Here is a 24,889-nt window from a genome sequence, read left to right as displayed (position 1 = left end):
GCCTCGACGACGGCGATCATGCCTCGACGACGGCGGTGGTCGCTCTTTGCAGTTGCGGATGTCGGGCGGGCGTCGTCCGCTACCTTTTTGCCTGCCGTCTCGGAAGAAATCGGCATGCTATCCGTGCGGGCACCGGCGACGAGCGCGAACCTCGGGAGTGGCTTCGACGTCTTCGGCGTCGCGCTCGGGACGCCCGCGGACGTCATTCGCGTCGAACGCGCGCCCGAGACGGAGATTACGGTCACGGGTGCCGGGAGCCAGTACATCCCCGAGGACCCGGACCAGAACACCGTCGGTGCCGTCGCGGACGCCCTCGACGCGCCGGCCCACATCGAGATCGACAAGGGCGTCCGCCCCTCCTCGGGACTGGGGTCGTCGGCCGCGAGCGCGGCCGGGGCCGCCGTCGCGCTGAACGCGCTCTACGATCGAGGTCTCTCCCGGGAGGAACTCGTCCCCGTCGCCGCCGAAGGCGAAGCCCTCGTCTCGGGGGTCGCCCACGCGGACAACGTCGCCCCGTCGTTGTTGGGTGGGTTCACGATCGTCACCGACGACGGCGTCACGCAGGTCGACGCGTCGATCCCCGTCGTCGTCTGTCTCCCCGAAATCACCGTCTCGACGCGCGACGCGCGCGGAATCGTTCCCGAAACTGCGTCGATGACCGACGTCGTCGAGACCGTCGGGAACGCCGCCACTCTGACCGTCGGGATGGCCCGCGACGACCCCGAACTCGTCGGCCGCGGGATGGGTAGCGAAATCGTCACCCCCGAACGCGCCGCACTGATCGACGGCTTCGACGCCGTCTCCGAGGCGGCACTCGAGGCCGGCGCGACCGGCGTCACCGTCAGCGGGGCCGGGCCGGGCGTGCTCGCAGTCTGTCACGCGGACGATCGGCAGGCCGTCGCCGGGACGATGATCGACGCCTTCGACGACGCCGGTATCGAGAGTCGGGCGTACCAGACGGCCGTCAGCGACGGGGCGCGACTGTATCGCGACTGATGGGGATCCGGACGGACGCCGGGCTCGCCGTGCTCGCACTCGCCGCGTTCCTCGGCGCTTTCGTCGTCGCCGACGCCGACTACTCGATCCGGTTTCTGCTTCTCGGTGCTGCCGGCACCGTCGCGTTCGAACTGGTCGCGTTCCGCCGCACCGACGCCGTTCGCCGCGTGTGGGAACGGCGATCGGTCCAGACCGCGTCGCTCGTCGGTGCACTCCTGCTGGCGATCGGCGGTGCTCTCTTCGCCCCGTCTCGCGTGCTTTCGGCGGGGATCGGGACGCTGATCGCGTACCTGATCGTTCTCGGGCTGGTCGTCGCCCGGCGGCAGTGGTGAACCGTTTTCCACCGTTCGTGATCGTTCGCGACCGCGAACGGTTCAACCGACACGAAGCTTATAATGGGGGATGGAATACCGCCGGGTGCCTATGACGACCGACGATTCGCTGTCACTGGTGTCGACTGTCGAGGAAGAACACGTCTATCCCGTCGTCAGGATCGCGTTGATCGTCGTCGCCGGATTGCTCCTGCTCGGCCTGACGGCGCTCCTTCCGGGCCTCGATCGATTCCTGTCCGTGCTCCCGGTAGCCGTCGACGCCGTCCTGCTCGCCGGAGCGACCTACCTCGTCGCCGCCGGTCTCCTCGCGGCAGCCCCGTCGATCGATCGCCTCGTCCGGGACTGTCTCGACGGACCCGATCGCGTCGTCGCGGACGCGGGCGCGAGTGCGAAGTACCTCACCGCGTTCGTCGCCGTCCTCGTCGCGTACCGCGGTTTCCAGCCCGCATTCGAGCCCGTGATCGCCGATCTCGTCGCTGCCTGGGTCTATCACGCCGGGTTCCTGGTCGCCAGCCTCGTCCCCATCGTGCTGATCGCTCGCCGACTCCGCCGGAGCCTGGATCCGATCGCCGACCTGGTTACGCGGGCGATCGTCCGAACCGTGGGCTCGGACGGTCGCGACTCGAACGCGAGTCCGGGCCGCGAGTGACGATCGATCCAGACCGCGTCTTCGCGGCGGGCGGACCCGTCTCCTCGATCGCGAAATCGATCCGACTCGAGGCCCGGCCACGCTGTGCGGTAGACTCTTCCTAGCACGGGGGTACGCGGTCCGTACCGCTCGTAACCCGTTCTATAACGATTACTGACAGTCACGAACCCCGAACGAAATGGGGCGGGTGTTTCCCGACGGTCGATCTGGAGATCGTCGAACCGACGGAAGCGAGGGACGCAGTTCGACCGGATCGAGGTCCGGAACCGGGAGTCGGGGCCAGGCCCACGTTCTCGGGCTGGTTCTCCTCGTGGGACTCGTCGCGGTCGCGAGCGTCGGGATCGTCATGCTCGGGTCGACCGCACTCGACGCTCGGGAAACGACGGCCGAAACCGAACGCGCCGAGGGATCGATGCTCGAGTTCACCCACGCCGCGAAGACGGCCGCGATAACCGGCCAGCGATCGACGACCGTCACGCTCGGGCCGTTCGATCACGGGTCGGTCGAGACGAGACCCGACGACGGCCGGGTGCGAATCACGCACGTCACCGACTCCGAGGAGGTGCTGTACGACGCCTCGCTCGGCACGATCGCGTACGTCGACGGCGAGACCGAGATCGCCGCCCAGGGCGGCGGACTGTGGCGGCGCGAGGGCGACGACGTCGTCTCGCTCTCCTCGCCCGGCGTCGAGTACCGGGATGGAACGCTCTCGGTTCCCGTCGTTCACGTGACCGGGGACGGCGTCCATGGCCGGTCCTCCGACGTTGCGGTGACTCGATCGAGTTCCCCGACGACGATCGACCGTCCCGACCGCGACGGCGACCGGTTCCACGCCTCGGCCGACGTCCGGATCGAGATCGAGAGCGCGTACTGCGAGGGCTGGGAGCGGGACCTCGAGGCGGCGGTCCCGGGGAGCGTCGTCGAACGGTGTTCGGAGGGACAGCCAGGTCGCCTGCGGATCGAACTGACCGAGCCGACGACGATCCGCTCGATCGAGAGCGCCGTCGTCGCCCACGAGATCGACGTCCATCGAGACGCACCGCCGATCGAGGGCGACGTGCGAACTGCCGCCGTCGACGACGATCGAGTCGACGGGACGGTGCACGACACGGGGTACGACGCCCCGTCGGTCGACGACGCCGTCGACGCGATGGTCGACCGCTGTGCCGACGAGGGATTCGAGTCTCTCCCCGAGGAGGTGACCGAACCCGGCCGCTACTGCGTCGATACGATAGACGACGGCCACACGATCGATACGTCCGCGGGAGCCGTCGAGATCGTCGTTCGCGACTCGATCGGTGATCCGAACTACCAGGAGGATCTGCGCGTCGAGGGCGAGAACGACCTGACGATCTACGTCGACGGCGATCTCTCGGCGCGCGGCAATGCCGTGATCGGGAACGAGTCCGACCCGTCCCGGACGCGCCTGCTGTTCTCCGCCGACGGATCCGTGACGACTGCGAACGGCAACCCGACGATCGCGGCGCTCGTCTACGCACCGGATTCGACCGTCTCCGTCCAGGGGAATCCGACGATCGACGGGAGTATCGTCGCCCAGCGGGTCGAGATCGACAATATCCGACCCGGCGTGGTCCGGTACGACGATCGGATCGCCGGCGTCGACACGACCCCCGGTCCCGGGCCGCACCTCCGGTATCTCGACGCGACCGCGTACGAACTCTCGATCGACGACTGAGCCGCGGTTGCGTCGCCGTCGCCGCCGGTATCGAAGTCGGCGTTCCGTCGGCTGCGATCCAGTGCTCCGGCCCACCAGCACTACCGGCGGGGAGCACCGGTCCGCCAGCGACGGCCGTATATCCGCGGGAGTGCGTCGACTCTGGCGTGTCGAACGTTCGCCGGCACGGTCGACACTCTCGTCGAGACGCTGGCCGGGAGCGGGCCGTACGGAACGGACGAGACCGCCGTCGGGTTCTTCGAGACCGGTTTCCGGCCGGCGTAGCCGGTGCCGCGTTGGGACGACCCGTACAGGTCCTCGAACGTCGAGTGTCCGTCGATGACGCCCTTTCGAGCCTTCTTCGCCGCCTTTTTTGCCTCCTGCTGGATCGCCGCGTTCGTCGCGTTGCCTTTCTCCTCCTCGACGAACGTCTCGATCTCGGTCGCCGCCTCGGAGTCGCCGCCGGTCTCGAGGGCGCCGAGATCGACGACGTCCTCGAGTTCGGTCCTGAGCTGTCGTGCCTCCTTCCCGAACTCGACGAGATCGACGGTGTTCCAGAGTTCCCGCAGCGTGACGACCTGCCGGATCGTGCTGAGGTCCAGCATCACATCCGGATCTTTCTCCCGGATCGCGTCCGGGAGTTCGTCGAGATTCAGGAGTTCCGGGAGCACCGACGCCTCGACGGCGTCGGGCAGCCGCTCGAAGTCGATCGTTCCGAGGAGGTCCTCGACTTCGTCGACGACCTCCCACAGTTCCGTCGCCGTCGACGCCACCGTCTCGTCGGATGCGTCGGTTGCGATCGTCCGGAGCAACCGCTCGGTTCCGGTTACGAGTCGATCGAGGAGGTGCTCGAGGCTGGTCGATGCTGGTTCCATACGGTCCGGAGGCTGGATAGCGAGAAAACGGCAGTGCTTGCCGATCTATCGGGAACGCAGCACGTTACGGTTCGCAACAACAGCCATCCGGTCCGCGGCAACAGCCATCGCGGACGATTTCGGATCGATCGACCGATCGATCAGACGCCGCGACCCTGCAGTTTCTCCTCGTCGGGGAGGTCGGCATTCGCGTCGCCTTTCATCCCCTTGCCGAGGTTCTTCGAGATCTCGGCGAGCGTCTCGGGGTCGTCCCAGTTGGTGGTGGCCTCGACGATCGCCTCGGCCATCTCCGGCGGGTTCTCCGCGCCGAAGATGCCGCTGCCGACGAAGATGCCGTCGCACTCGTGGTGCATCATGAGCGCGGCGTCGGCGGGCGTCGCGATGCCGCCGGCGGCGAAGTTGACGACGGGAAGCCGTCCCATCTCGGCGGTCTCGTGGACCAGTTCCGCGGGGGCCTCGATCTCGCGGGCGTAGGCCTCCCGTTCCTCGTGGCTCATGCCCGCCAGTTCGCGGATCGCTCCCTTGATCGTCCGCTGGTGGTGGACGGCCTGGTTGACGTCGCCCGTTCCCGCCTCGCCCTTGGTGCGGATCATCGCCGCGCCCTCGTTGATCCGGCGGAGGGCTTCGCCGAGGTCGCGAGCGCCGCAGACGAACGGGGCCGTGAACTCCCGCTTGTCGATGTGGTAGGCGTCGTCGGCGGGGGTGAGAACCTCCGACTCGTCGATCATGTCGACGCCGACGGCCTCTAAGATCTGGGCTTCCTTCGTGTGACCGATGCGGGCCTTGCCCATCACCGGGATCGAGACCTCCTCGACGATTTCCTCGACGTCGGCGGGGTCGGCCATCCGGGCGACGCCGCCGCGCTTGCGGATGTCCGCCGGGACGGCCTCCAGAGCCATGACCGCGACGGCGCCCGCGTCCTCCGCGATGCGGGCCTGTTCTTTGTCGACGACGTCCATGATGACGCCGCCTTTCTGCATTCGGGCGAACCCGCGCTTGACGAGATCGGTCCCGCGTCGCAATTCCTCCAGATCGGTGTCTTCCGCCATGGCGAGGCGTTAGGAGCCACCGCACTTACGCGTGTCCTTTGGGGACATATAGTAGCCACTGAAACGATGTACACACTGATCACAAAGCCGCCCTGCGATCAGGTGTGCGTTGACTTTCAGTGGCTACTATAGGAGGCCGCTATCGATCCTGGCCCGTCGGGGGATCCGTCCGGTCTCGATTACCAGCCCGTCACCGCGAACCGTGCGACGGCTCCCGGGAATCGCTATCGTTTTGCACCTGCCGTTCGTCGCGCTGGACGAGTACGATGTCCACGTCGACCGGGATCCCCGATCGCGACCCGTTGCCGAGCTATCTCGCCCCCCTACCGAAGACGATCGAGGATCTGGGGCTCCGGTTCGCGTGGCTGATCGTCGCGATCAACCTGGCGGGGACGGCCTTCGGCTTCTGGTACTACTCGGGCCAGTTCGCGACGACGGCGCCCGTGATGTGGCCGTGGGTCCCCGACAGCCCGATGGCGACTCTGCTCGTCGCGCTGGCGATCGCAGCGTGGAAACTCGGCCACGAACAGCCGTGGCTCACGGCACTCGCCTTCTTCGGAAACGTCATCCTCGGGCTGTGGACGCCCTACACGCTGCTGGTCTTCTCGGATATCTACGCCGCACAGACCCACCCGCTGATGTACCAGTTCCTCTTCTGGAGCCACCTCGCGATGGTCGTCCAGGCCTACGTGCTCCACCGGATCTCGGACTTCCCCGTCTGGGGGGTCGCCGTCGCGCTCGCCTGGTACACGAGCAACCTGCTCGTCGACTACTTCGTCCCGATCGTCGGCGAGCCACACCACACGATTCTCCCGGTTCCGCGGGACACGCCGACGTTTCTCGGCGCCGACGCGCTGGGTGCCGCGGCCGCGGGCGAGGTGACGTTTACGCTCCTGGCGCTCTTTCTCGCGCTCGCCACCCGGGTCAAAAAGTGTGAGGCGGCCAGACTGCAGGACGAGAGCGGTTGAACGTGGATACCGCGGCTCCCGGATCGCGATCAGTGGCTCTCGTCTGCACTGGCCGTCGGCGCCCGCCCGATCGAACGAGCGTCGTGGGAAGATCCGGATGGAGTCAACTGGGCCGGCACACGTCACGGTGTGCGAGTTCGAGGTACGGATCGAGAGCCGCCGCGGCCGCGCGTCGCTCGATCGTTCCACCCTCTCGATCGTACCGGACGACGCCCGTATCGATCAGTCTCGGCAGGTGCGTGTGGTAGAACGCGGTCGCGATCGCGTCGCGTCGCTCGCGTGTCGGATCGCCCTCCCGGTGGGCGAGTTGTGCGGTCACGTCGTCGATCGACACTGCCCCCACGTTCTGGGACAGGTAGTACAGCGCGGCCCGGCGCTGTTCGTCGAGCAGTAACTCGAACACCGTGTTCACGGGGAGCGTTGCGGCACCGTTCGAGGGGGTTACGCGGGTGATTTCTGTCGTCATGGGTGCTCTGTACTCGGCTTACACGGCTCGGGGCGTCCCGTCGTCTCACGGCGACTTCAGCAGAGCACACTGGTGGATTATCCATCTCAGACATCAATCTTCCGTTAAATATAGGATACTGTGTCTGTCTCTCGGACGTATCTGGTCTCAACTGGACTACAACAAAACAGTTGCAGTAATCGACTATTACTTCGCGCGGATGCGGGCGGACGCTTCACGAGACAGCAGTCGCCGGTCGACTCGCCACTGCCGGATGCGGACTGCGAGATTCCGGACTGCAACGGGCCGAGACGGACAGCGGGACGTCGGCGTTGCCGACGACTCGAACAGTCGTCTCGTCCGGATAGTATCGGTTACCGTGACCAGTATTTTATGTCCGATCGAACTGTCGAGTAGGGTGTGTTAGCCCTCGCGTTCCCACACGCGCGCTTCTCCCGGAGGTGATGACTCGTGCGCACCCGGACCGAAGCGATCGAACCCGAAGCCGACCTCGACGCGGCGACGATCAGGCTGGACGGTCTCACCAAGCACTACGGCGACGTCACCGCCAACGACGACATCAGATTCAGCGTCGAACCCGGCGAAATATTCGGCTACCTCGGCCCGAACGGGGCGGGCAAGACGACGACGATTCGGCTGTTGCTCGGACTCATCAGGCCGACGTCGGGCACTGCGGAAGTGCTCGGTGCGGACGTTCGCGATCGACGGGCGCTCACCGCGGTGAAAGCCAACGTCGGGTATCTGCCGGACGAACTCGGATTCGAGGAGCGACTGACCGGTCGCCAGGCGCTCGACTACTTCGCGCGGATGCGGGGGGACGACCGACGGGACGAACTCCTGGACCTGTTCGATCCGCCGCTCGAGAAGCGGATCGAGACGTACTCCTCTGGGAACCGGCGGATGCTCGGCATCGTCCAGGCGTTCATGCACGATCCGGACCTCGCCATCCTGGACGAACCGACCGCCGGCCTGGACCCGCTCAAGCAGGACCGGATGCACGCGTTCCTCGAGTCGGAACGCGACGCCGGAAAGACGATCTTCTTCTCGTCGCACGTCCTCAGCGAAGTCCAGCGCGTCTGTGACCGCGTCGGGATCATCCGCGCGGGGGAACTGGTCGCCCTGGAGGACATCGACGTTTTGCTCGAACAGGGCGGCAAGGACGTGCGGGTCCAGCTATCGGAGCCGATCGCCAGGGAGCGGTTCGCAACGGCGGAGATGATCGACCTCGAGATCGTCGACAGGACGGTTCGATTCACCTACACCGGCGATCCAGCCGCGTTACTGGAACACATCGTCCAGTTCGACATCGACGACGTCGACATCGGCGATCCGCAACTCGACGATATCTTCAAGCACTACTACGGGGACGACGCCACCTCGGGGGCAGAATGACGGCGATTCTGCGCGTCGAGTCCGCCAAACTGCTCCGGGGTTCGCTCACCCTGTCCGGACTCCTCGCGATGCTCTCGGCGTTCTTTCTCGTCGTGTTCCCGAGCGTCCGGGAGGAAGCGGCGTTGATCGAGGAAGTGTACCCGGCGTACCTCCTCGAACTCCTGGGGATCGAAGAACTGCACACGATCGAGGGGTTCGTCGGCGGCTACGTCTTCTCGTTCGTCTGGATACTCATCACCGGGATCTACGTCGCGTACGTCAGCGCCGGCATGATCGCGGGGGACGTCCGCGATCGGAAGATGGATCTCGTCCTCTCCACTCCGGTCTCTCGCGAGTCGGTCGTCCTCCAGAAGGTGGCCGCCCTGTGGGTTCCCCTGGTCGCGGTGACCGTCGGCCTGCTGGCCGTACTCCTCGTCGGCGTGACCGTCCTCGGCGAGTCGTTAGACCCCGTCGCGCTCGCGATGGTGCACCTGCTCGGCGTCCCCTACCTGCTGGTCTGTGCCGGCATCGGTATCGTCCTCTCCGTCCTCGTCGATCGCGTCGAAACCGCCCAGGCCACCGCACTGGGGCTGGTGTTCGTCCTCTGGCTGGTCGACGGCCTCTCGACCATGAACCCCGATTTCGAGTGGGTCGGCGACCTCACGCCGAGTCGGTACTACGATCCGACGGCGATCCTCGTCCACGAGGAGTACGCGTTCCTCGACGCCGGGATCCTCCTCGCGGTCTTTCTCGTGTTGCTGGGGCTGGCGCTCCTCGTCTTCACACGGAGGGACATCTGACGTGCGTCACGACGCACACGTTGGCGCGGGCGACCCACTGGAGGTGACGCCGTGACGGCCATTCTCCGACTCGAATCCAGGAAGCGGGTCCGGGGCTCGATCGTCCTGGTCGTCGTGTTCGCCCTCCTGTCGGCCCTCTACTTCTCGATGTTCCCCGGCATCCAGGAGGAGATGGAGGTGTTCGAGGACGCGTTCCCGGCGTTTCTCTTCGACCTGTTCGGGATCGAGGCGCTGGACACGATCGAGGGGTTCATCGCCTCCGAGATCTACTCCTTCTTCTGGTCTCTCCTCGTCGCCGTCTACTTCGCATACATCGGGGCCGGCATGATCGCGGGCGACGTGCAGGAGCGGCGGATGGATCTCACGCTCTCCAACCCGGTCTCGCGCGAGTCGGTCGTCCTCCAGAAGGTAGCCGCCCTGTGGGTCCCCCTCGTCGCCCTGAACGTCGGCGTTCCGGTCATCGTCTACGTCGGCGCGCTGGCGATCGGCGAGTCGTTCGATCCGGTCGCGCTCGCGATGGTGCACCTGCTCGGCGTCCCCTACCTGCTGGTCTGTGCCGGCATCGGACTCGTTGCGTCGGTACTCGTCGATCGAGCGCGCACCGCCAGGACGACGGCGCTGAGCGTGGTGTTCGCCCTGTGGCTCGTCGAGGCCGTGTCGCGGCTGGATCCGGCCTTCGAGTGGATCGGCGCCCTCACGCCGAGTCGGTACTACGACGAGACGGCGATCCTCGTCCGCGAGGAGTACGCGTTCCTCGACGCGGGGATCCTCACGGTCGCGTTTCTCGCCCTGGTCGGCCTCGCCGTGCTGATCTTCACGCGTCGAGACATCTGACTGCGACGGGACGCGTTTCTGCCTGTTACAGTTGCGTGCGGACGAACGATGACACGGGCTATATGCGGACGTGGGGTGTACGGGCCGTGATGGCACCGAATCGGCGGGACGTACTCGAACTCGCAGGTGCAGCGGCGACGATGGCCACTGTCGGAACTGCGCCCTCTCTCGCGGTCACCGCACAGGAGGCGACCGACGATCTCCCCGCGTATAGCCGGTGGCTCACGATCGAGGACGGCGCGCTCGAGTTCGCCTACGTCGAGTGGGCGGCCCTCGACGACTACGTCCGGGACGAACTCGAGGAAGCCGATCCGGACGAAGAGGTCCCGGCGGCGTACGAAGCGGATCCGATGATCGCGCCCGCGTCGGAAGGGGCGCTCGCCGTGTACTTCGTCGGCGGACTCACGCTCGGTCAGTTCAGACTCGGCAGGTTGCTGGACGACGCGTTCGATTCGACCGTCGAGGGACTGCTTCGGACGATCGACGCGTTCGTCGTGACCGGGCGCATGAACCCCGGGGAGATAGACGCGCAACTCACCGCCGAACCGGAGGCGGAGTTTCTCGTCCAACTCGAGCGGACGACCGAGATCGACGGATTCGACGTCTATACACCGGTCACGGACGGCGACGATGCGGCGATCGCCGTCGACAGCGACGCGCTCGTCGTCGTCGACGGCGAGGACGACCCGCTGGGGATACTGGAGACGACCATCGGTGCCGCGGCGGGCGACGTCACACGGGCGACGGACGACGCCGACGCGTTCGAGTGGGCCGTCGGTACCGCCGGCGACGGCGACGTCGCCGTCGGTCAATACGGTTCCCAGTCGGACGACGAACTCGTCGACTTCTCGTACGAGGGACTCGAGGACGCCGAGAGTATCGTCTCGTCGCTCACCATCGAAGACGAGGACACGTCCTCCGGCGACTTCGCGGCGGTCGTCGACGACCCGGACGAGGCGGCGCTCGAGAGGTCACTCGGCGCGACCGGTTCGGACCGATCGATCGACGTCGACGGGAACCAGGTGACCGCGACGGCGACGTGGCGGGAGGAGGATCTGGCGGTCGACCGGCTCCGCTCCCGTCTCTAGAAGTGGTCGTCACCCGTCGGCCGGTGCCGACGAGAGAGCAGCGCTACTCGAGGATCACGACGGCCGACTCGGTCTCGAGCATCTCGCCGTCGCCCGAGTACGCCCGCTCGAGTTCGACCTCGAAGAGGTCCGCCTCGAGTTCCTCGCCGGCGACCCGCAACACGCCGGCATCCTGATCGATCTCGTACTCGCCGCTCTCGATGCCGGCGTCGATTTCGCCGACCTTCGAGCCGAACTTCGGCCCGAGCGTCGAGTAGTCGAGGTCGATCGCCGCGACCTCGGTCGAGATTTCGGGTTCCTCCTCGAGCAGCGTCAGCTCCTGGACGTGCATCACGTTCTGGATCGCGTCCACGAATCCGTCGATCGGCCCGTAGACCGCGACGGACTCGAGATCGGCGTTCAGCGGCAGCTGATTCTCGCTCTTGTAGCGCCGGAGCGCGGAGATGACTTCCATGGCGGTCTCGCCGGCCTCGAGGTCGGCCTCGTGGCCCTGCGGGCTGGGCCAGTCGCGAACGTGGATGCTGGTCTCGGTCAGGTCGTCCTCGCCGTCGCTGTAGATGGCCTGCCAGATCTCCTCCGTGACGTGGGGAAGGAACGGCGCCCACAGCTCGAGGAACGTGCGGTGGGCGGTCCGGAGCGCGTACTGCGTCGACGGATTGTCTTCCCGCGTCTTGGCGATCTCGAGGTAGTCGTCACAGAAGGTGTTCCAGAAGAACGTCCGCAGGCGGTCGCGGGCCTTCGCGAACTCGTACCCCTCGAGCATGCCGGTGAGCTCCTCGGTCGCGTCGTCGAGCTCCGCCAGCAGCCAGCGATCGATCGCCTCGAGTTCCGCGGGCTCGTCGGGATCGCGGGGCGCGAGGGTGTCGACCAGCTTGGAGGCGTTCCAGAGCTTCCGCAGCAGCTTCTCGCCGGCGGTCAGGTCCTTCTCCTGGTACGGGAAGTCGTCGCCGACCGCGGCGCTGGCGGCCCAGAACCGGACCGCGTCGACGGGGTACTCCGCGAGGACTTCGTCGGGTTCGACGACGTTGCCCTTCGACTTGGACATCTTCTCGCGGTTCTCGTCGAGGACGTGGCCGTTGATCATCGTCGCGTCGAACGGCACCTCGCCGGTGTGCTCGTAGCACTTGACGATCGTGTGGAACAGCCAGAACGAGATGATGTCGTGGCCCTGCGGGCGCAGATCGAACGGGTACAGTTCCGGATGTTCCATCGTGAACTCCTCTGCGTCCGCGTCCCAGTCCCAGCCGGCGTTGATCAGTGGGGTCAGCGAGGAGGTGGCCCAGGTGTCGAAGACGTCGTCCTCCGGAACGAAGTCGTCGGCCCCGCACTGGGGACACTCGTTCACCGGCGGCTCGTCGCTCAGGGGATCGACCGGCAGGTCCTCGCGATCGGCCATGACCTCGTGATCGCAGTCGGCGCAGTACCAGACCGGGAACGGGATCCCCGAGTCGCGCTGGCGCGAGATGAGCCAGTCCCACTCGAGGCCCTCGATCCAGTGTTTGTACCTGGTAAACATCTTCTCGGGGTACCAGTCCATCTCCCGGCCGGCCTCGAGGTACTCCTCCTTGTGGTCTAAGATCTCGACGTACCACTGCTTGGAGACGCGGAACTCGACGGGCGTCTCGCAGCGCTCGTGGACCTGCACCGTGTGGGAGATCTCCCACCGATCGCGCAGGGCTCCTTCGTCGTCTAAGTCCTCGACGATCTCTTCGCGGGCCTCCTCGGTCGAGAGCCCCTCGTAGTCGCCGGCGAGGTCGGTCATCGTCGCGGACTCGTCGATCGCGACCCGCAGCGGCAGGTCGTGGGCCTGGTACCACTCGATGTCGTTCTGGTCGCCGAAGGTACAGCACATGACGACCCCGCTGCCTTTCTCCATGTCGACGCGATCGTCCGCGATGATCGGCACCTCCTGGCCGAAGATGGGGACGCGGGCCGTCTCGCCGACGAGGTCCTGGTTCTCGTCGTCGTCGGGGTGGACGAAGACGGAGACACACGCGGGGAGAAGTTCGGGACGGGTCGTCGAGATGACGAACTCGTCGCGCGGCGCGCCCTCGCTGGCGACCTCGAAGGCGATGTCGTTGAAGTGCGACCCCCGCTCGTCGTCCTCCATCTCGACCTGCGAGATGGCCGTCTCGCACTCGGGACACCAGATCGCGGGCGCCTTCTTGCGGTATTCGCGCCCCTTCTCGTAGAGGTCGAGGAACGAAAGCTGGGAGATACGCTGGACGCGGGGTTCGATCGTCTTGTACGTATTCGACCAGTCGATCGAACACCCGAGTCCCTGCATCTTGCGCGTGAAGTCGGCCTCGTACTCCTGGCAGACCTCGCGACAGCGGTTCTGGAACTCGCGGCGCTCGTAGTCCTGGTGGCGGATGTCCAGTTCCTTCTCGGTCAGCCGTTCCGAGGCGATCCCGTTGTCGTCGTAGCCGAACGGGAACAGGACGTCACCGTCGGCCATTCGTTGGAATCTCGCGGCGAAGTCCTGGAGCGTGTGGCCGTAGAGGTGGCCCATGTGCAGGCTCCCCGACACCGTCGGCGGCGGCGTGTCGATCGCGTAGACGGTGTTGGGGTCGCGTTCGGCGTCGCCCTCGTAGGCGTAGACCTCCTCGTCGACCCAGCGGGACTGCCAGCGCGATTCGACGGCTTCGGGGTCGTACCCCCCTTCGAGGGACGGTTCGTCGCTGTCCTGTTCGGGTGCGTCCATACTCATGCTCTCACCGCCCGGTGCGGGCGTCGTCGGTGCGTCGGTATCGTCCGAAGGCGATCGGTATTCATAGCTACTACTGGCCTTGATCGGTGAATTCTGGTCGGCGACAATACATCCGTCGAAACGGGGTGGGAAATGCGGGGCTATGGGGCCCCTACGAAAACCGTATCGTGCGACCTGCCGGCGGCAATCGTGGCCGCGACGACGCGGGTCATGGTGTCGTATTTGGTCGAGACGGTGTTAGTTGTTTCGTCACGACGCTCGATTCCAGTGGCTCCCGTTCGATCGCCAGCGACGGTCTCGGTGCGTGTCAGCCGAACGTGAACGACTATCGTTCTGTGACGAGAACGCCCGATCGATGCACCCCGCCGACGGTATCCACGGGTATCTCGGGGTCCAGGCCGCGTTCTACGCGTACGTGGCCCTCACGCTCGCGATCACGATCGCCCTCTGGTGGGTCGGCCTCCCCACGAACCTGTCGGTCGTCGCGTTTCTCGCGGTCGGTGCCGCGCTCCTGGTGCCGTTCTGGCCGCTGTTCGCCGACCACCATCCGGAACACGACGACTGATACGGATTGCTGTACCGAGTTCCCGGTGCAACCGCGACCGTCCTGCGGTTGTACTGGAACTGACGGTCAGTAGTCCGTACGAATCGGCGTCGACGCCGACGCTGACTACTCTCCATCGGCTCCCGCCGACTCCTCCGCCGGCGCGTCACTCTGCAGGTGAATCACGGCCCGACTGTCGCTCACGTGGGTTACCTCCCCGTCGAGGTACGCCGCCAGCCGATCGAGAAAGCCCGCCTCGGCGCGGTGGTCGTCGGCCCTGACGAGTTCGATCCGATCGCGTCCTCGCGGATCGTAGTCGCCCTGCATGATCACCGAGAAGAGTTCTCGCGGGGTCACCGGCTCGCCGGCGTCCAGTCGCGCGGCGATCCCCGAGAGCGAGGATTCGACCGTCGTCTCGACGTCGAACGTGACGTCGACGGAGACGCTCTCGTCCCGATCGGTCGCGGCGAGGAACTCCTCGGAACTCCTGATCGCGGGTTCGAGGACCGCCTCGAAGTCGACGCCGTACCGCTCCGTGCCGAGGTAGACGAAGGCGAGCATCGCGCGGAGGCCGTCGAGGAAGGCGTCGTCCGTCGTCGTCGCCTCGAAGATCTGGCGGCGATCCTTCTCGGAAAGGGTGTGCAACAGCAGGTCGAAGTCGAGCACGCCCGCGTGAATCCGCCGCCGGATCCGCGCCTCGGCGTTTCGCTTCGACTGCTCGTGGTCCATCTCCCGCTCGCCCAGCAGGTACGCCCGATCGGCCGGGCTGAGGACGCCCCGTTCGCGATCGATTTCCGTGTTCATAATCGGTATCCGATTATACGACACCGACTTCCATCCGAACCACTATGAATGGCCCGGTCCCAGTAGTCACCGATGACCACGAACGGGGGCCGGATCGACGGATGAGCGGACGGATCGCGGGCAGGTACGCGGACGCGATCGTCTCGCACAGCCGACTCGTCGTCGTGCTCGTTCTCCTGCTAACCGCCGTCGTCGGCGCGGGGGCGGCGATCGGCGAGAGCGAGGGCGGGGGGATCGGACAGTTCGACGTCGACTCCGAGGAGACGCGGGCACAGGAGGAGATCGACGCCACGTACGGCACCGACGAGCGGATCGTCGCCCAGATCGTCGTTCGCGACGAGGATGGTGACGTCCTGACCCGCGAGTCGCTGCTCGAGGGGCTCCGGCTCCAGCAGGAGATCCGCGAGGACGACGCGCTGAACGCGACGCTCGACGAACAGGGGGTCGTCGGTATCGAAAACGTCGTCGCGACGGCCGCGGTCTTCGAAGACCGGCAGGCATCGGCGACCGGTCCGCCGGATACGACCGGCCAGCCCGACACCAGTGCGCCCACGCTCGACGAGCAGATCACCGCTCTCGAATCCCGATCGGACGCGGAGGTCGAGGCCCTCCTCGCCGACGTGCTCGATCCCGAGGGAGAGCAGGGTCCGGCCGGCGGGTCCGGCGGGACCGGGGATCCGTACGAGTTCCTGCCGCAGGACTACGAGCGCGGATCGACTACCGCCGACGCTCGCATCACGTTCGTCTTCCAGGTCGACGACAGCGGCCCCGACGAGGATCCCGAGGCCGCCTACGATGCGCAGGTCGCGATCGATCGACTCGTCGAGGACCGGTTCGACGACGCGTTCGTCTTCGGGCAGGGCATCACCGACGAGGCCTCCGCGAACGCCGTCGGCGACAGTTTCGCCATCATCACGCCAGTCGCGCTGGTACTCGTCCTGTTCGCGCTCGGGGTCGCCTATCGCGACGTGGTCGACGTCCTGCTCAGCCTCGTCGGCATCGCGGTGGTGATGGCCTGGCTCGCGGGCATCATGGGCTGGCTCGAGATTCCATCGAGCCAGCTGCTGATCGCCGTCCCGTTCCTGCTGATCGGGCTGAGCATCGACTACTCGCTCCACGTGATTATGCGCTCGCGCGAAGCGCGGGCAGGACTGCTCGATCGAGACGACACGGCCGCCGCCGACGGCTCCAGTCCGGGCGTTCGGGCCGGAATGCGGGCCAGCGTCGGCGGCGTCGTCCTCGCGCTGGCGGCCGCGACGTTCTCGACCGGGATCGGGTTCCTCTCGAACGTCGTCAGCCCCCTGCCGGCGATCCGGGACTTCGCGATCCTCTCCGCGGGAGGGATCCTCGCGACGTTCGTCGCGTTCGCCGTCCTCGTCCCGGCACTGAAAGTCGAGGTGGACGACATGCTCGAGGGCCGGTTCGGACTCGATCGCGCCAGGCAGCCGTTCGGTGCGGGCGCGGGAGTCGCCAACCGGGTCCTCTCCGGGGGCGTCGCGGTCGTCCAGCGGGCTCCGATCGCGATCGTTCTACTCGCACTCGTGCTGGCCGTCGGCGGCGCGTACGGTGCCACGGGGATCGACACGGAGTTCAACCAGGCCGACTTCCTCCCGGAGGACGCCCCGGAGTGGGCCAAGTCCCTCCCCGGGCCGCTCGCGCCGGGCACGTACACGATCAGCGACGACGCCGCGTATCTCGGGGACAACTTCCGGGAACGCGGCGAGGGCAGCCGCACCGAGATCCTGATACGCGGGGACGTGACCGATCCGGCGACCCTCGCGACGATAGAGGACGCGACCGCGAACGTCGACGGCGACGGAACGCTCGTCGTTCGATCGGACGGGCGAGCGGCGATCGAGAGCCCCGTGACGGTGCTCCGGGCGCTCGCAGCCGAGAACGAGTCCGTCGCCGCCGCACTCGCCGAGCGCGATACGGACGGCGACGGATTGCCGGACGAGGACCTCGCGGGCCTCTACGACGTGCTCTACGAGGCCGACGAGAACGCCGCGTCGTCGGTCCTCTATCGATCCGGCGACGGCGACGACCGCGAGTACGAGTCCGCGCGCCTCCTCGTGAGCGTCCGCGGCGACGCGGCGGCACAGGACGCGGCCGACGACACCCGGTCGGTGGCGTCCGCGATCGAGGCCGAGTCCGGCGGGTCGATTACCGCCGTCGCGACCGGGGGCCCGGTCACGACGGCAGTCATCCAGGACGCCCTGCTGGAGACCCTCGTACAGGCGTTCGCCGTCACGCTGGTGGTCATTTTCGCGTTCCTCACCGTCCTCTACTGGGTACGGTACCGATCGCTCTCGCTTGGAGCGGTGACGCTCGCTCCGGTCGTGGCCGCGCTCGCGTGGCTGCTGGGGGCGATGGCGCTGCTCGATCTCCCGTTCAACAGCGAGACGGCGGTCATCACCAGCCTCGCGATCGGGCTCGGCGTCGACTACAGCATTCACGTGGGCGAACGGTTCATCGACGAGCGGCGCGAGGCCGGTCGCACCGCGGCCTCGCGATCGGAGGCGCTCGAGCGCGCGCTCGCCGCGACCGTCACCGGAACCGGCGGGGCGCTGTTCGGCAGCGCGCTCACGACGGCGGCGGGCTTCGGCGTGCTCGCGCTCGCGCTGGCTCCTCCCCTCCAGCGGTTCGGGCTCGTAACGGGGTTGAGCATCGTCTTCGCGTTCGTGTCCTGCCTGACGGTCCTGCCGTGTCTGCTCGTTCTGCGGGAGCGACTGCTCGCGTGGAGCGCCACCTAACATAAAAATACCCGGGGTCGGATGGCCGATCGCCAGCCGACCACCCCTCTTAACGGGACCCGACTGCGTTGGATCGTGTATGACCACGGACATCACCAGGCGACGCTTGCTCGGCGGCGGTGCCGCCGCAGGGCTGCTCGCACTGGCCGGCTGTAGCGCGTCGACGCCGTTCGTCGGCCGCCGTGTCGAAGACAGCGAGACGATCGCCCTCGAGGGTGCGGAGACGCTGACGATCGAGAGCGAGGCGGGCGACGTCACCGTTTCCGGCGAGGACCGGGACGACGTCCACCTCGACATCGTGAAGCAGTCGAGTTCGATCCGGGCCGACCTCGACGACCTGACGCTCGAGAGCGAACGCGTCGACGACCGCCTCGAGGTTCGCTCGACGTGGGACGGCAGCGCCGGCCTGTTCTCCAGTCGGCCCTCGATGGCCATCGACGCCGCGGTTCCACGTACCCTCGCGCTCGATCGGATCGAGACGAGCGTCGGCCGGATCGACGTCCGCGACGTCGCGGGCGACGTGACTGCGGCGACGGACACCGGGCGGGTCGACGTCCGGAACCTGGACGGGACGCTCGCCGCCCGCACGAGCACGGGGCGGGTCGACGTGGCCGGGGTGAACGGAGCGGTCACTGCCGACACGAACACCGGCCGCATTACGATCCGGGACGTCGGCACCATCGGCGACGTAACCGCGACGACCGGCCGGATCGAGGCCGACGTCCCGTCGATCGATGGCGACACGCTGATTTCGGCCTCGACCGGGCGGATCACCGCCGCCGTGAGCCCTGAACTCGATGCCGAACTGGAGGTCCGCACGAACACGGGTCGGATCGACGTCGACGAACTCGAGATGGACGAGGCAACCGTCCGGGACGACCGCGTGACGGCGACGCTCGGCGACGGCGGTCCGACGCTCCGGGTCGAGACGAGTACCGGTCGCATTACGCTCACGCCACTCGAATGAGCCGACTCGAACCGATCGGCGGGGTGGCGGTCCGCGCCGGCCCCTCGACCGATCGGCGACCGCGTCGACGAGAGGCGAACGTTTATTTCGCACGGAGAGGGACTTGTGCGTGAGATGTCACGATCGGCGACGACGATGGCCGACGACCGATTCGGCCGGATCGGGGGTCGAATCCGGTGGTTCGTCGCGGTTCCGTTCCGGCGACAGACGTACCTGAACCTCGCCTACCTGTTGCTTTCGTTTCCGCTCGGGATCGCGTACCTCGTGTTCGTCACGGTCGGGGTCTCGCTCGGCCTCGGGCTGTTGATCGTGCTCGCCGGTGCGCTCGTGTTCGCGATCACGGTCGCGATGGGACTCGTCGTGGCCGGGTTCGAACGCTGGCTGACGACGCGATTGCTCGGCGTCGAGATCGATCCCCGGACCGAACTCGACGGGGACCGACGGCGGGATCGGCTCCGATCGCTCCTGACCGGTCGCAAGACGTGGACCGCGCTGTTCTACCTGCCGGCCAAGTTCGCACTCGGCGTCGGCTCGGTCTCGCTCGCGATGACCGGGCTGACGACGGCCGTGAGCATGCTGTTCGTTCCCCTCTACTACGACGCGCCGGGCCTGTACGTCGGCCTCACGTCCGATCGCGCGCCGGAGCTCCATCCGACCCTGTACGTGGGGTGGAACTACCTGCTGGTCGGCTTCGAGACGGTCATCACGGTCGGCCACTGGCGGATCACGACGCTGCCGCAGGCACTCGTCGTCGCCCTCGTTGGAGTCGTCCTCCTGTTCGGTATCTTGCACCTGATGAACGGGATCGCACGGCTGTGGGCCCGGTTCGCGAAACTACTGCTGGAGAACGGGTACGATCCGCTGGCTGCGCTCGGCCGGCGCGAGCGCTGAGTCACACGCGAGAACCGGATGTCGTCCCGACTGGGTTCCCGGGCGTCCGAACTGCGAGGTCGGTGCATCGAATCGGGGGCGATCGTCACGGTCCCGCCGCGCCGATCGCGACGCGGGCGGCCCAGGGACGGGTCAGGAGTGTCGATTCGTTCCACTCGCTTCTCGATCCGAATCATCACGTTCGAATACTGAACATATAATTCTGCCAGAAAAGTTAACCGAGGGGGGTCACTGCTCCCGAGTATGGCTAACTGCCCGAACTGCGGGGAGGCGGTCGACGGCGGGTCGTACTGCAGCGTGTGCGGCGAATCGGTCGGAAAAGGGTCGGACGCTACGACGCCGAACGACGGTCCTCGACGGGACGACGATCGAGCGGAGGGAACCGACGACCGGCACGATCACCCGTCTCGATCGTCGGACTCGTCCCGAGTGCCTGCATCCTCGGACGCGGGTACCCAGTCCGATTCGGACGGCGGGATCGATCGGCGGTACCTGATGATCGGCGGGGTCGCGGCCGCCGCCAGCGGCTGGTACTTCTTCGTGCGCGACGACGAGAGCGCACCGGAACGCACCGTCCAGACCCTATTCGGTTCGCTCTCGGCCGCGAACCTCGAACGCTACCGGAACACTATCCATCCGGATTCGTACCTGTATCCCGAGAACACGACCGAGGAGGAGTTCGAAGAGCAGTGGGGGGACGTAACGATCTCGGTTCACCAGGCTGACGAACGTCGTTTACGGGCGGTCGTCCGCGAGAGTCAGGACCTCGAGGGCGACGCACTCGACGAGGAGGTAACACGAGCGGAGGAGCAGTACGACGAGTTGTTGGCCGAGCACGGTCTCGAGGACTACAGCATCGTATACGTCTCTATTACCGTCTCCGAGGACGACGAGCAGGTCAACGAAGATGACGGGTACGTCCTCCTCGTCCGAGACGATCGCGAGTGGCTCGTCTGGGACGACAGGTTGTGATTACGAGCGGCCTGTGGGAATGCCACGGGGCTTGACCCCGAGGCGGTTCACGAGTCGAGGAGGCGATCCTGTCTGTCGGCGTCGGAGTGTGCCCGCACCCAGAGTTCGCCGATCCGCGAGAGCCGCGTCTGGTAGGACTTGCCGTGTTCCTCGCGCTCGATGTACCCCTTGCCGCCGGGCCCGAGTCGATCGACGTTGTAGATGACCTTCGAGCGGAAGCTGTCGGTGTACTCCTCGTTGAGTTCGCGGGCCAGCGACTCGGCGAGTTCGGAGACGGAGGCGAACTCGCCGTCCTCGCCGAGTTTGAACAGGACGAGTTCCTCGAACGGCTTGACGTTCGAGAAGGAGGTGACCGGCAGTTCGACGATGTGACTGCCGTCGATCTCCTTCGCGCCGATCGTCGTCCCGCGCTCGTCGAACTCCGAGAGCAGGCTCCGGGCGCTCTCGAGTCGGTCCGCGATCCGATCGTCTCCGACGTCATCGTCCTGGAGGTCCTCGAGCAGGGCGATCTGCTCGCGCAGTTCCTCGGCGAGTTCGGTCTCCAGGTACTTCTCCGGGGCGGTGTAGTAGGTGTGGATCTGTTCGCGTTCGTCCTCGCGTTCGACCATCAGCGAGTTGGCGGCCGTCGCGAACGCGAAGCTCACGGTCCGGGGCATCGCGGCGACGTTGACCCAGACCTCGTTGCCTCGATCGAGTTCGGCGGTGATCAGGTTGTAGGCCTGCTCGAACGCCTCGTCGTAGTCGTAGACGTCCTCGAGGACGAACCGCTCGGTTTGCGCGCCGAGCAAGTTCTGGAAGTCCGTCTCGAGTTTCTGCGAGAGGTGCCGGGAGTACTCGACGTTGGCCTCGCTGCCTACCGCCCCCTCCAGGAGGATGACGCTGTCGACGTCGATCTGATCGCGCACCAGCGGCGCGATCAGCCGGTCGTAATCGAAGCCGACCGGAACGATGTGCGTTTGCATACGTGGTACAGCGGGGCGGCAGTAGTAAAAACCTCCAGACTCGGTCCCGATCGATCGCGAGACTCGCAACTGGGGAACGCTACTGATACTGGTGGCAGTGACAGTCAGTATCTGAATAGTCCCATCACTACTTGTAGTCCGATAGTGAATTTACACGATATTTGAGAAGACTCATGGCTATCGAGTGGAGTCGGCTCGGTATGGAAACCCGACGATCGATCTTGATCGGCACGTCGAGCCTGGCGTGTCTATCGATCGCAGGCTGTCTGGGGAGCGACGAGAGCGGTGAGAACGACGAGAACGCGGACGCGAGGGAGCCCTACGAGGAGGCGCAATCGCTTCTCGAGGAGAACAAGGAGTTGCTGGACGAGTTCGGGGAGAGCGACGAGATTCCCGACTCGTTCGACGCCGACGATATCAAACGACGTGCTGATCTCGCCGAAGAGAAACTCGACGACGCGGAGACGACGCTTTCTGACGAAGACCAGGAGTACGTCGAGAACGCCCGTTCTATTGCAGCGTACCAGCGCGAAGCCGCCGAGTACGGTGCGCTTTTCGTCGAGTTTGGAAACTGCTTCGATACGGTCGACGCCTACGTTACTGCTGAGCGGTTCGAGGCGGCGAACGACGAACTCGACGAGTGTCAGGACCTGCTCGAACAGATACGGGACCAGCTGGAGGCGGTTGAATCGGCACACTCGGAGATCGATCCCGAGTTGATCGAGGACGATTCGAGACTCGAATACGAGCAACTCGACGACGACCTCCAGATCCTGGGCGACGAACTCGACGCAATGGAGCGATTCGTGGACGGGTTCCAGCAGTTCATGGACGGTGCCGTCGTCGTTTTCGACGCGTTCGAACAGTACGATAATGAGGCGTACGAAACGGCGGAAACGCGGTTCAGGACGGCTGAAGGTCATTTCGAGGAAAGCGAGGAAACGCTGGCACTGCTCGAAGCGGATCCCGATACACCCCAGCAGTTCAAGTCGGACGTTATCGAGTTTCACTGCTCTGCCGAGGCGTTCTACGAAGCGAGCGGGTACTTCGCCGAGTCGGCGACAGCTGCCGCAAACCGCAACTGGGATCGCGCCGATCAGTACGCACAGGAGGGTGAAGCGGCACTGGATCGGTGCGAATAACCGGCACGGACTGGCGAGAACTCTCGACACCCGCCACAACTCGTGTCGGCGGGAAATGCGACTCGGTCAATACGCATCGCGGTGGACACGTACTGATCGAGACGTCTCGTGCGGAACGGCGGTTCCAGACGATCCGCTGTTCGTTCCGGTACCTGTCCCTGTCGGCAGATTCGGAACACTATAGTAGCCCGGCCGATCGCGAGGGGGTTCGCCTCGAGTCCGGCCGCCTAGTTACTCGCTTCCGGAGCCGGTTCGGGCCCCGCGTCGGTGACGATCGATCGATCGGGCAGTTCGGGAGTCGGTTTCCGGCCCAGCGTGAGGAGGCGCTCGGTGAGCGTGATCTCGTTCGCGGTCGGGGACGGCTTCTCGATCTCCTCGTACTCGACTGCCACGCCGTCGGGGACGTCGCTGATGCGGACGACACACAGCTGATAGGACGGGTAGAACACCGGCGGGAGGACGCCGGCGACGACGTCCCGGCGGTGGAGCCGTTTCAGCCACGTCCCGCTGTTGACGAGCAGCCTGCCGTCGACCTCGGTGACACCCGGGCGGTGGGTGTGCCCGTAGCAGAACACCGCCGTCTCCGGCCGATCGGCGAACACCTCCCGGGCGGCGGCCGCGTACGGTTCCTCGGGATCGACCGTGAGGTCCGTCTCGAACACCCCGAATCGGTCGACGGTTTCGCCGAGGTCACGGAGGACGAAGTAGACCGGGACGGCCGCGAGGAGGAGTACGCCGGCGATCGCGACGTTGACGACGAGGAGGAAGTGGACGGCTTCCCCGACCAGGCCCAGTTGGCCGAGCACCGCGTCCGTCGTCGCTACCGGCATCGTCCAGATGCCGGCGACGTCCAGTCCCGCCAGCACTGCGAGGACGACGCTGACGTTGAACAGTAACAGGAACGGGATGATGGCGTACCGCAGGAGGGGGTTCATTTCGCGGTAGAAGTATTTCGAGAGGAGCCAGCGGGGCACGCGTTCGGTCGGCGTCACCGCCTGGACGTCCTTCAACCAGTTGAACCGGCCCCGATCGGACAGCCGGCCCGCCCGACTCGTCACCTGGGTGTTGTAGTGGTAGCCGATCGGAGTCTCGTAGGGATTGCCGAGGTCCTCGAAGCGGTTGTTGGGGTCCTGCTGATGCCCGTGTTCGAAGTGGATCGTCCGATCGCCGACCCGTCGGGTGAGCGACTCGGACTGGACGAGGTCGACGTTGTACTCGGCGAGTCGGTCGACGTACTCGTCGTACGCGGCGAGTTCGTTGTCGTGGTTGCCCGGCAACAGCGTGATCGGAATCGCCTCGCCGGTCGCGCGCAACTGGTCGAACAGGTCGGGATACCGCTCGGTCAGGACGTCGAATTTCGCGGGGCCGTCGACCTCGGTGAACTCCCACAGCCCGAACGCGTCGCCGTTGATCAGCAACTCCGCGTCCTCCTCGATCGTCTCCAGACGTTCGAGAAAGGCGACCAACTCGTCGAGAAAGTCCACCGTGGCCAGTTGTTCGTCGCCGCCGATGTGGAGGTCGCTGATCACGTAGTAGACCGTATCGTCGGCATCGTCGGCCATCGTGTCATCCGTTCGAGAGCAGTACGTTTAGTGCTACTCCCGGCGGTTCGCCGGCGTCGCCGCCGGTTCACGAGCCTTCGACCGGCAGTTCGTCGATCGGTCCCGGCGAGTAGCGAGTGCACCACGATCGACTAGCTCTGACGAAGCGATTTCAGCAGGAACGGAACTCTGAGTGAGAGTGTCGACCGTCCCGGTTCGCGACTGGAACGCGGGCCGGTCACGTCGGGTCGTCGGTGGGAGGCGACGATCCGACCGGCAGGAAGTGAGCATGAGCACACACCGGGTGGTGTGGCCACAGGTCACAGCCACAGGGGTTGACTACGGTGGTTTCGTTTCGTCGGTGTATTCAGTCGTGATCACCTCACACCAGTATTGACTGACTGTCCGGCATTAAACCTTATTGTTGGAACAATATCTGGAATGTTCCCGATTTTGGTTTACAATTAGCACTACAATCGACCCCATTTCGCTGTAGTTCA

Annotated in this window: 22 protein-coding genes; 15 read left to right on the top strand and 7 right to left on the bottom strand. The window is 66.0% G+C overall.

From position 1 onward, the window contains the following. The first annotated feature begins 114 nt into the window (after nucleotides 1–114). From MUN73_RS10000 to MUN73_RS09985, 4 genes are all read left to right on the top strand, one after another. Complete coding sequence (locus MUN73_RS10000; protein ID WP_250140320.1) at nucleotides 115–996, top strand: homoserine kinase; 882 nt, start codon at nucleotides 115–117, stop codon at nucleotides 994–996. After that, nucleotides 996–1,328 carry a hypothetical protein gene (locus MUN73_RS09995; protein WP_250140319.1) on the top strand — a complete coding sequence of 111 codons (333 nt, stop codon included), beginning with the start codon at nucleotides 996–998 and terminating at the stop codon, nucleotides 1,326–1,328. The genes MUN73_RS10000 and MUN73_RS09995 overlap by 1 nt, the downstream gene beginning before the upstream one ends. A gap of 91 nt (nucleotides 1,329–1,419) precedes the next feature. Then, on the top strand, nucleotides 1,420–1,977 hold the full coding sequence (locus MUN73_RS09990) for a hypothetical protein (RefSeq protein WP_250140318.1): 558 nt from the start codon (nucleotides 1,420–1,422) through the stop codon (nucleotides 1,975–1,977). Nucleotides 1,978–2,155: 178 nt separating this feature from the next. Continuing rightward, nucleotides 2,156–3,673 (top strand): DUF7289 family protein, encoded by a 1,518-nt coding sequence (locus MUN73_RS09985; RefSeq protein WP_425492723.1) that lies wholly within the window; start codon nucleotides 2,156–2,158, stop codon nucleotides 3,671–3,673. An 80-nt stretch (nucleotides 3,674–3,753) separates the two neighbouring features. Here MUN73_RS09985 and MUN73_RS09980 read toward each other — a convergent pair whose 3' ends face one another. Both MUN73_RS09980 and pdxS read right to left on the bottom strand, forming a co-directional pair. Further along, nucleotides 3,754–4,527: a hypothetical protein gene (locus MUN73_RS09980; RefSeq protein ID WP_250140316.1), complete on the bottom strand. Its 774-nt coding sequence runs from the start codon at nucleotides 4,525–4,527 to the stop codon at nucleotides 3,754–3,756. A gap of 140 nt (nucleotides 4,528–4,667) precedes the next feature. After that, on the bottom strand, nucleotides 4,668–5,576 hold the full coding sequence (pdxS, locus tag MUN73_RS09975) for a pyridoxal 5'-phosphate synthase lyase subunit PdxS (RefSeq protein WP_250140315.1): 909 nt from the start codon (nucleotides 5,574–5,576) through the stop codon (nucleotides 4,668–4,670). A gap of 266 nt (nucleotides 5,577–5,842) precedes the next feature. Here pdxS and MUN73_RS09970 point away from each other — a divergent pair, with 266 nt between their 5' ends. Then, nucleotides 5,843–6,544, top strand: coding sequence for a DUF1405 domain-containing protein (locus tag MUN73_RS09970; RefSeq protein WP_250140314.1), 702 nt, complete (start codon nucleotides 5,843–5,845; stop codon nucleotides 6,542–6,544). Nucleotides 6,545–6,647: 103 nt separating this feature from the next. Here the strand turns inward: MUN73_RS09970 and MUN73_RS09965 are convergent, their stop codons facing one another. Further along, complete coding sequence (locus tag MUN73_RS09965) at nucleotides 6,648–7,010, bottom strand: DUF7344 domain-containing protein (protein ID WP_250140313.1); 363 nt, start codon at nucleotides 7,008–7,010, stop codon at nucleotides 6,648–6,650. A 450-nt stretch (nucleotides 7,011–7,460) separates the two neighbouring features. Here MUN73_RS09965 and MUN73_RS09960 point away from each other — a divergent pair, with 450 nt between their 5' ends. From MUN73_RS09960 to MUN73_RS09945, 4 genes are all read left to right on the top strand, one after another. Beyond that, on the top strand, nucleotides 7,461–8,402 hold the full coding sequence (locus MUN73_RS09960) for an ABC transporter ATP-binding protein (protein ID WP_250140312.1): 942 nt from the start codon (nucleotides 7,461–7,463) through the stop codon (nucleotides 8,400–8,402). Then, nucleotides 8,399–9,181 (top strand): ABC transporter permease, encoded by a 783-nt coding sequence (locus MUN73_RS09955; RefSeq protein ID WP_250140311.1) that lies wholly within the window; start codon nucleotides 8,399–8,401, stop codon nucleotides 9,179–9,181. The genes MUN73_RS09960 and MUN73_RS09955 overlap by 4 nt, the downstream gene beginning before the upstream one ends. A gap of 51 nt (nucleotides 9,182–9,232) precedes the next feature. Beyond that, entirely contained in the window at nucleotides 9,233–10,015 is a 783-nt protein-coding gene (locus MUN73_RS09950) for an ABC transporter permease subunit (protein ID WP_250140310.1), read from the top strand. Between the two features lie 89 nt (nucleotides 10,016–10,104). Beyond that, nucleotides 10,105–11,103 carry a hypothetical protein gene (locus tag MUN73_RS09945; RefSeq protein WP_250140309.1) on the top strand — a complete coding sequence of 333 codons (999 nt, stop codon included), beginning with the start codon at nucleotides 10,105–10,107 and terminating at the stop codon, nucleotides 11,101–11,103. Between the two features lie 43 nt (nucleotides 11,104–11,146). Here the strand turns inward: MUN73_RS09945 and MUN73_RS09940 are convergent, their stop codons facing one another. Continuing rightward, nucleotides 11,147–13,813 carry a valine--tRNA ligase gene (locus MUN73_RS09940; RefSeq protein WP_250140308.1) on the bottom strand — a complete coding sequence of 889 codons (2,667 nt, stop codon included), beginning with the start codon at nucleotides 13,811–13,813 and terminating at the stop codon, nucleotides 11,147–11,149. Between the two features lie 355 nt (nucleotides 13,814–14,168). Here MUN73_RS09940 and MUN73_RS09935 point away from each other — a divergent pair, with 355 nt between their 5' ends. Next, nucleotides 14,169–14,378: a hypothetical protein gene (locus MUN73_RS09935; RefSeq protein WP_250140307.1), complete on the top strand. Its 210-nt coding sequence runs from the start codon at nucleotides 14,169–14,171 to the stop codon at nucleotides 14,376–14,378. Between the two features lie 105 nt (nucleotides 14,379–14,483). Here the strand turns inward: MUN73_RS09935 and MUN73_RS09930 are convergent, their stop codons facing one another. Next, nucleotides 14,484–15,161 (bottom strand): DUF8102 family protein, encoded by a 678-nt coding sequence (locus MUN73_RS09930; protein WP_250140306.1) that lies wholly within the window; start codon nucleotides 15,159–15,161, stop codon nucleotides 14,484–14,486. 101 nt (nucleotides 15,162–15,262) lie between these two features. On the opposite strand from MUN73_RS09930, the gene MUN73_RS09925 reads away from it, so the two are divergent. The 4 genes from MUN73_RS09925 (at nucleotide 15,263) to MUN73_RS09910 (ending at nucleotide 20,744) form a co-directional block, all read left to right on the top strand. Beyond that, complete coding sequence (locus MUN73_RS09925) at nucleotides 15,263–17,914, top strand: efflux RND transporter permease subunit (protein ID WP_250140305.1); 2,652 nt, start codon at nucleotides 15,263–15,265, stop codon at nucleotides 17,912–17,914. 79 nt (nucleotides 17,915–17,993) lie between these two features. Beyond that, a complete protein-coding gene (locus tag MUN73_RS09920; RefSeq protein WP_250140304.1) occupies nucleotides 17,994–18,881 on the top strand; it encodes a DUF4097 family beta strand repeat-containing protein in 888 nt (295 codons plus the stop codon). A gap of 114 nt (nucleotides 18,882–18,995) precedes the next feature. After that, complete coding sequence (locus MUN73_RS09915) at nucleotides 18,996–19,772, top strand: sensor domain-containing protein (protein WP_250140303.1); 777 nt, start codon at nucleotides 18,996–18,998, stop codon at nucleotides 19,770–19,772. Nucleotides 19,773–20,201: 429 nt separating this feature from the next. Next, complete coding sequence (locus tag MUN73_RS09910) at nucleotides 20,202–20,744, top strand: hypothetical protein (RefSeq protein WP_250140302.1); 543 nt, start codon at nucleotides 20,202–20,204, stop codon at nucleotides 20,742–20,744. 47 nt (nucleotides 20,745–20,791) lie between these two features. Here MUN73_RS09910 and MUN73_RS09905 read toward each other — a convergent pair whose 3' ends face one another. Continuing rightward, a complete protein-coding gene (locus MUN73_RS09905; RefSeq protein WP_250140301.1) occupies nucleotides 20,792–21,706 on the bottom strand; it encodes an HFX_2341 family transcriptional regulator in 915 nt (304 codons plus the stop codon). Nucleotides 21,707–21,906: 200 nt separating this feature from the next. Here MUN73_RS09905 and MUN73_RS09900 point away from each other — a divergent pair, with 200 nt between their 5' ends. Further along, entirely contained in the window at nucleotides 21,907–22,848 is a 942-nt protein-coding gene (locus tag MUN73_RS09900; protein ID WP_250140300.1) for a hypothetical protein, read from the top strand. Between the two features lie 227 nt (nucleotides 22,849–23,075). Here the strand turns inward: MUN73_RS09900 and MUN73_RS09895 are convergent, their stop codons facing one another. After that, nucleotides 23,076–24,410 (bottom strand): metallophosphoesterase, encoded by a 1,335-nt coding sequence (locus tag MUN73_RS09895; RefSeq protein ID WP_250140299.1) that lies wholly within the window; start codon nucleotides 24,408–24,410, stop codon nucleotides 23,076–23,078. Nucleotides 24,411–24,889: the final 479 nt, after the last annotated feature.

This window comes from Halosolutus amylolyticus (assembly GCF_023566055.1).
Classification (GTDB): Archaea; Halobacteriota; Halobacteria; order Halobacteriales; family Natrialbaceae; genus Halosolutus; species Halosolutus amylolyticus.
Note: the sequence above shows the minus strand (reverse complement) of the source record. Positions and strands in the feature narration are given on the sequence as shown.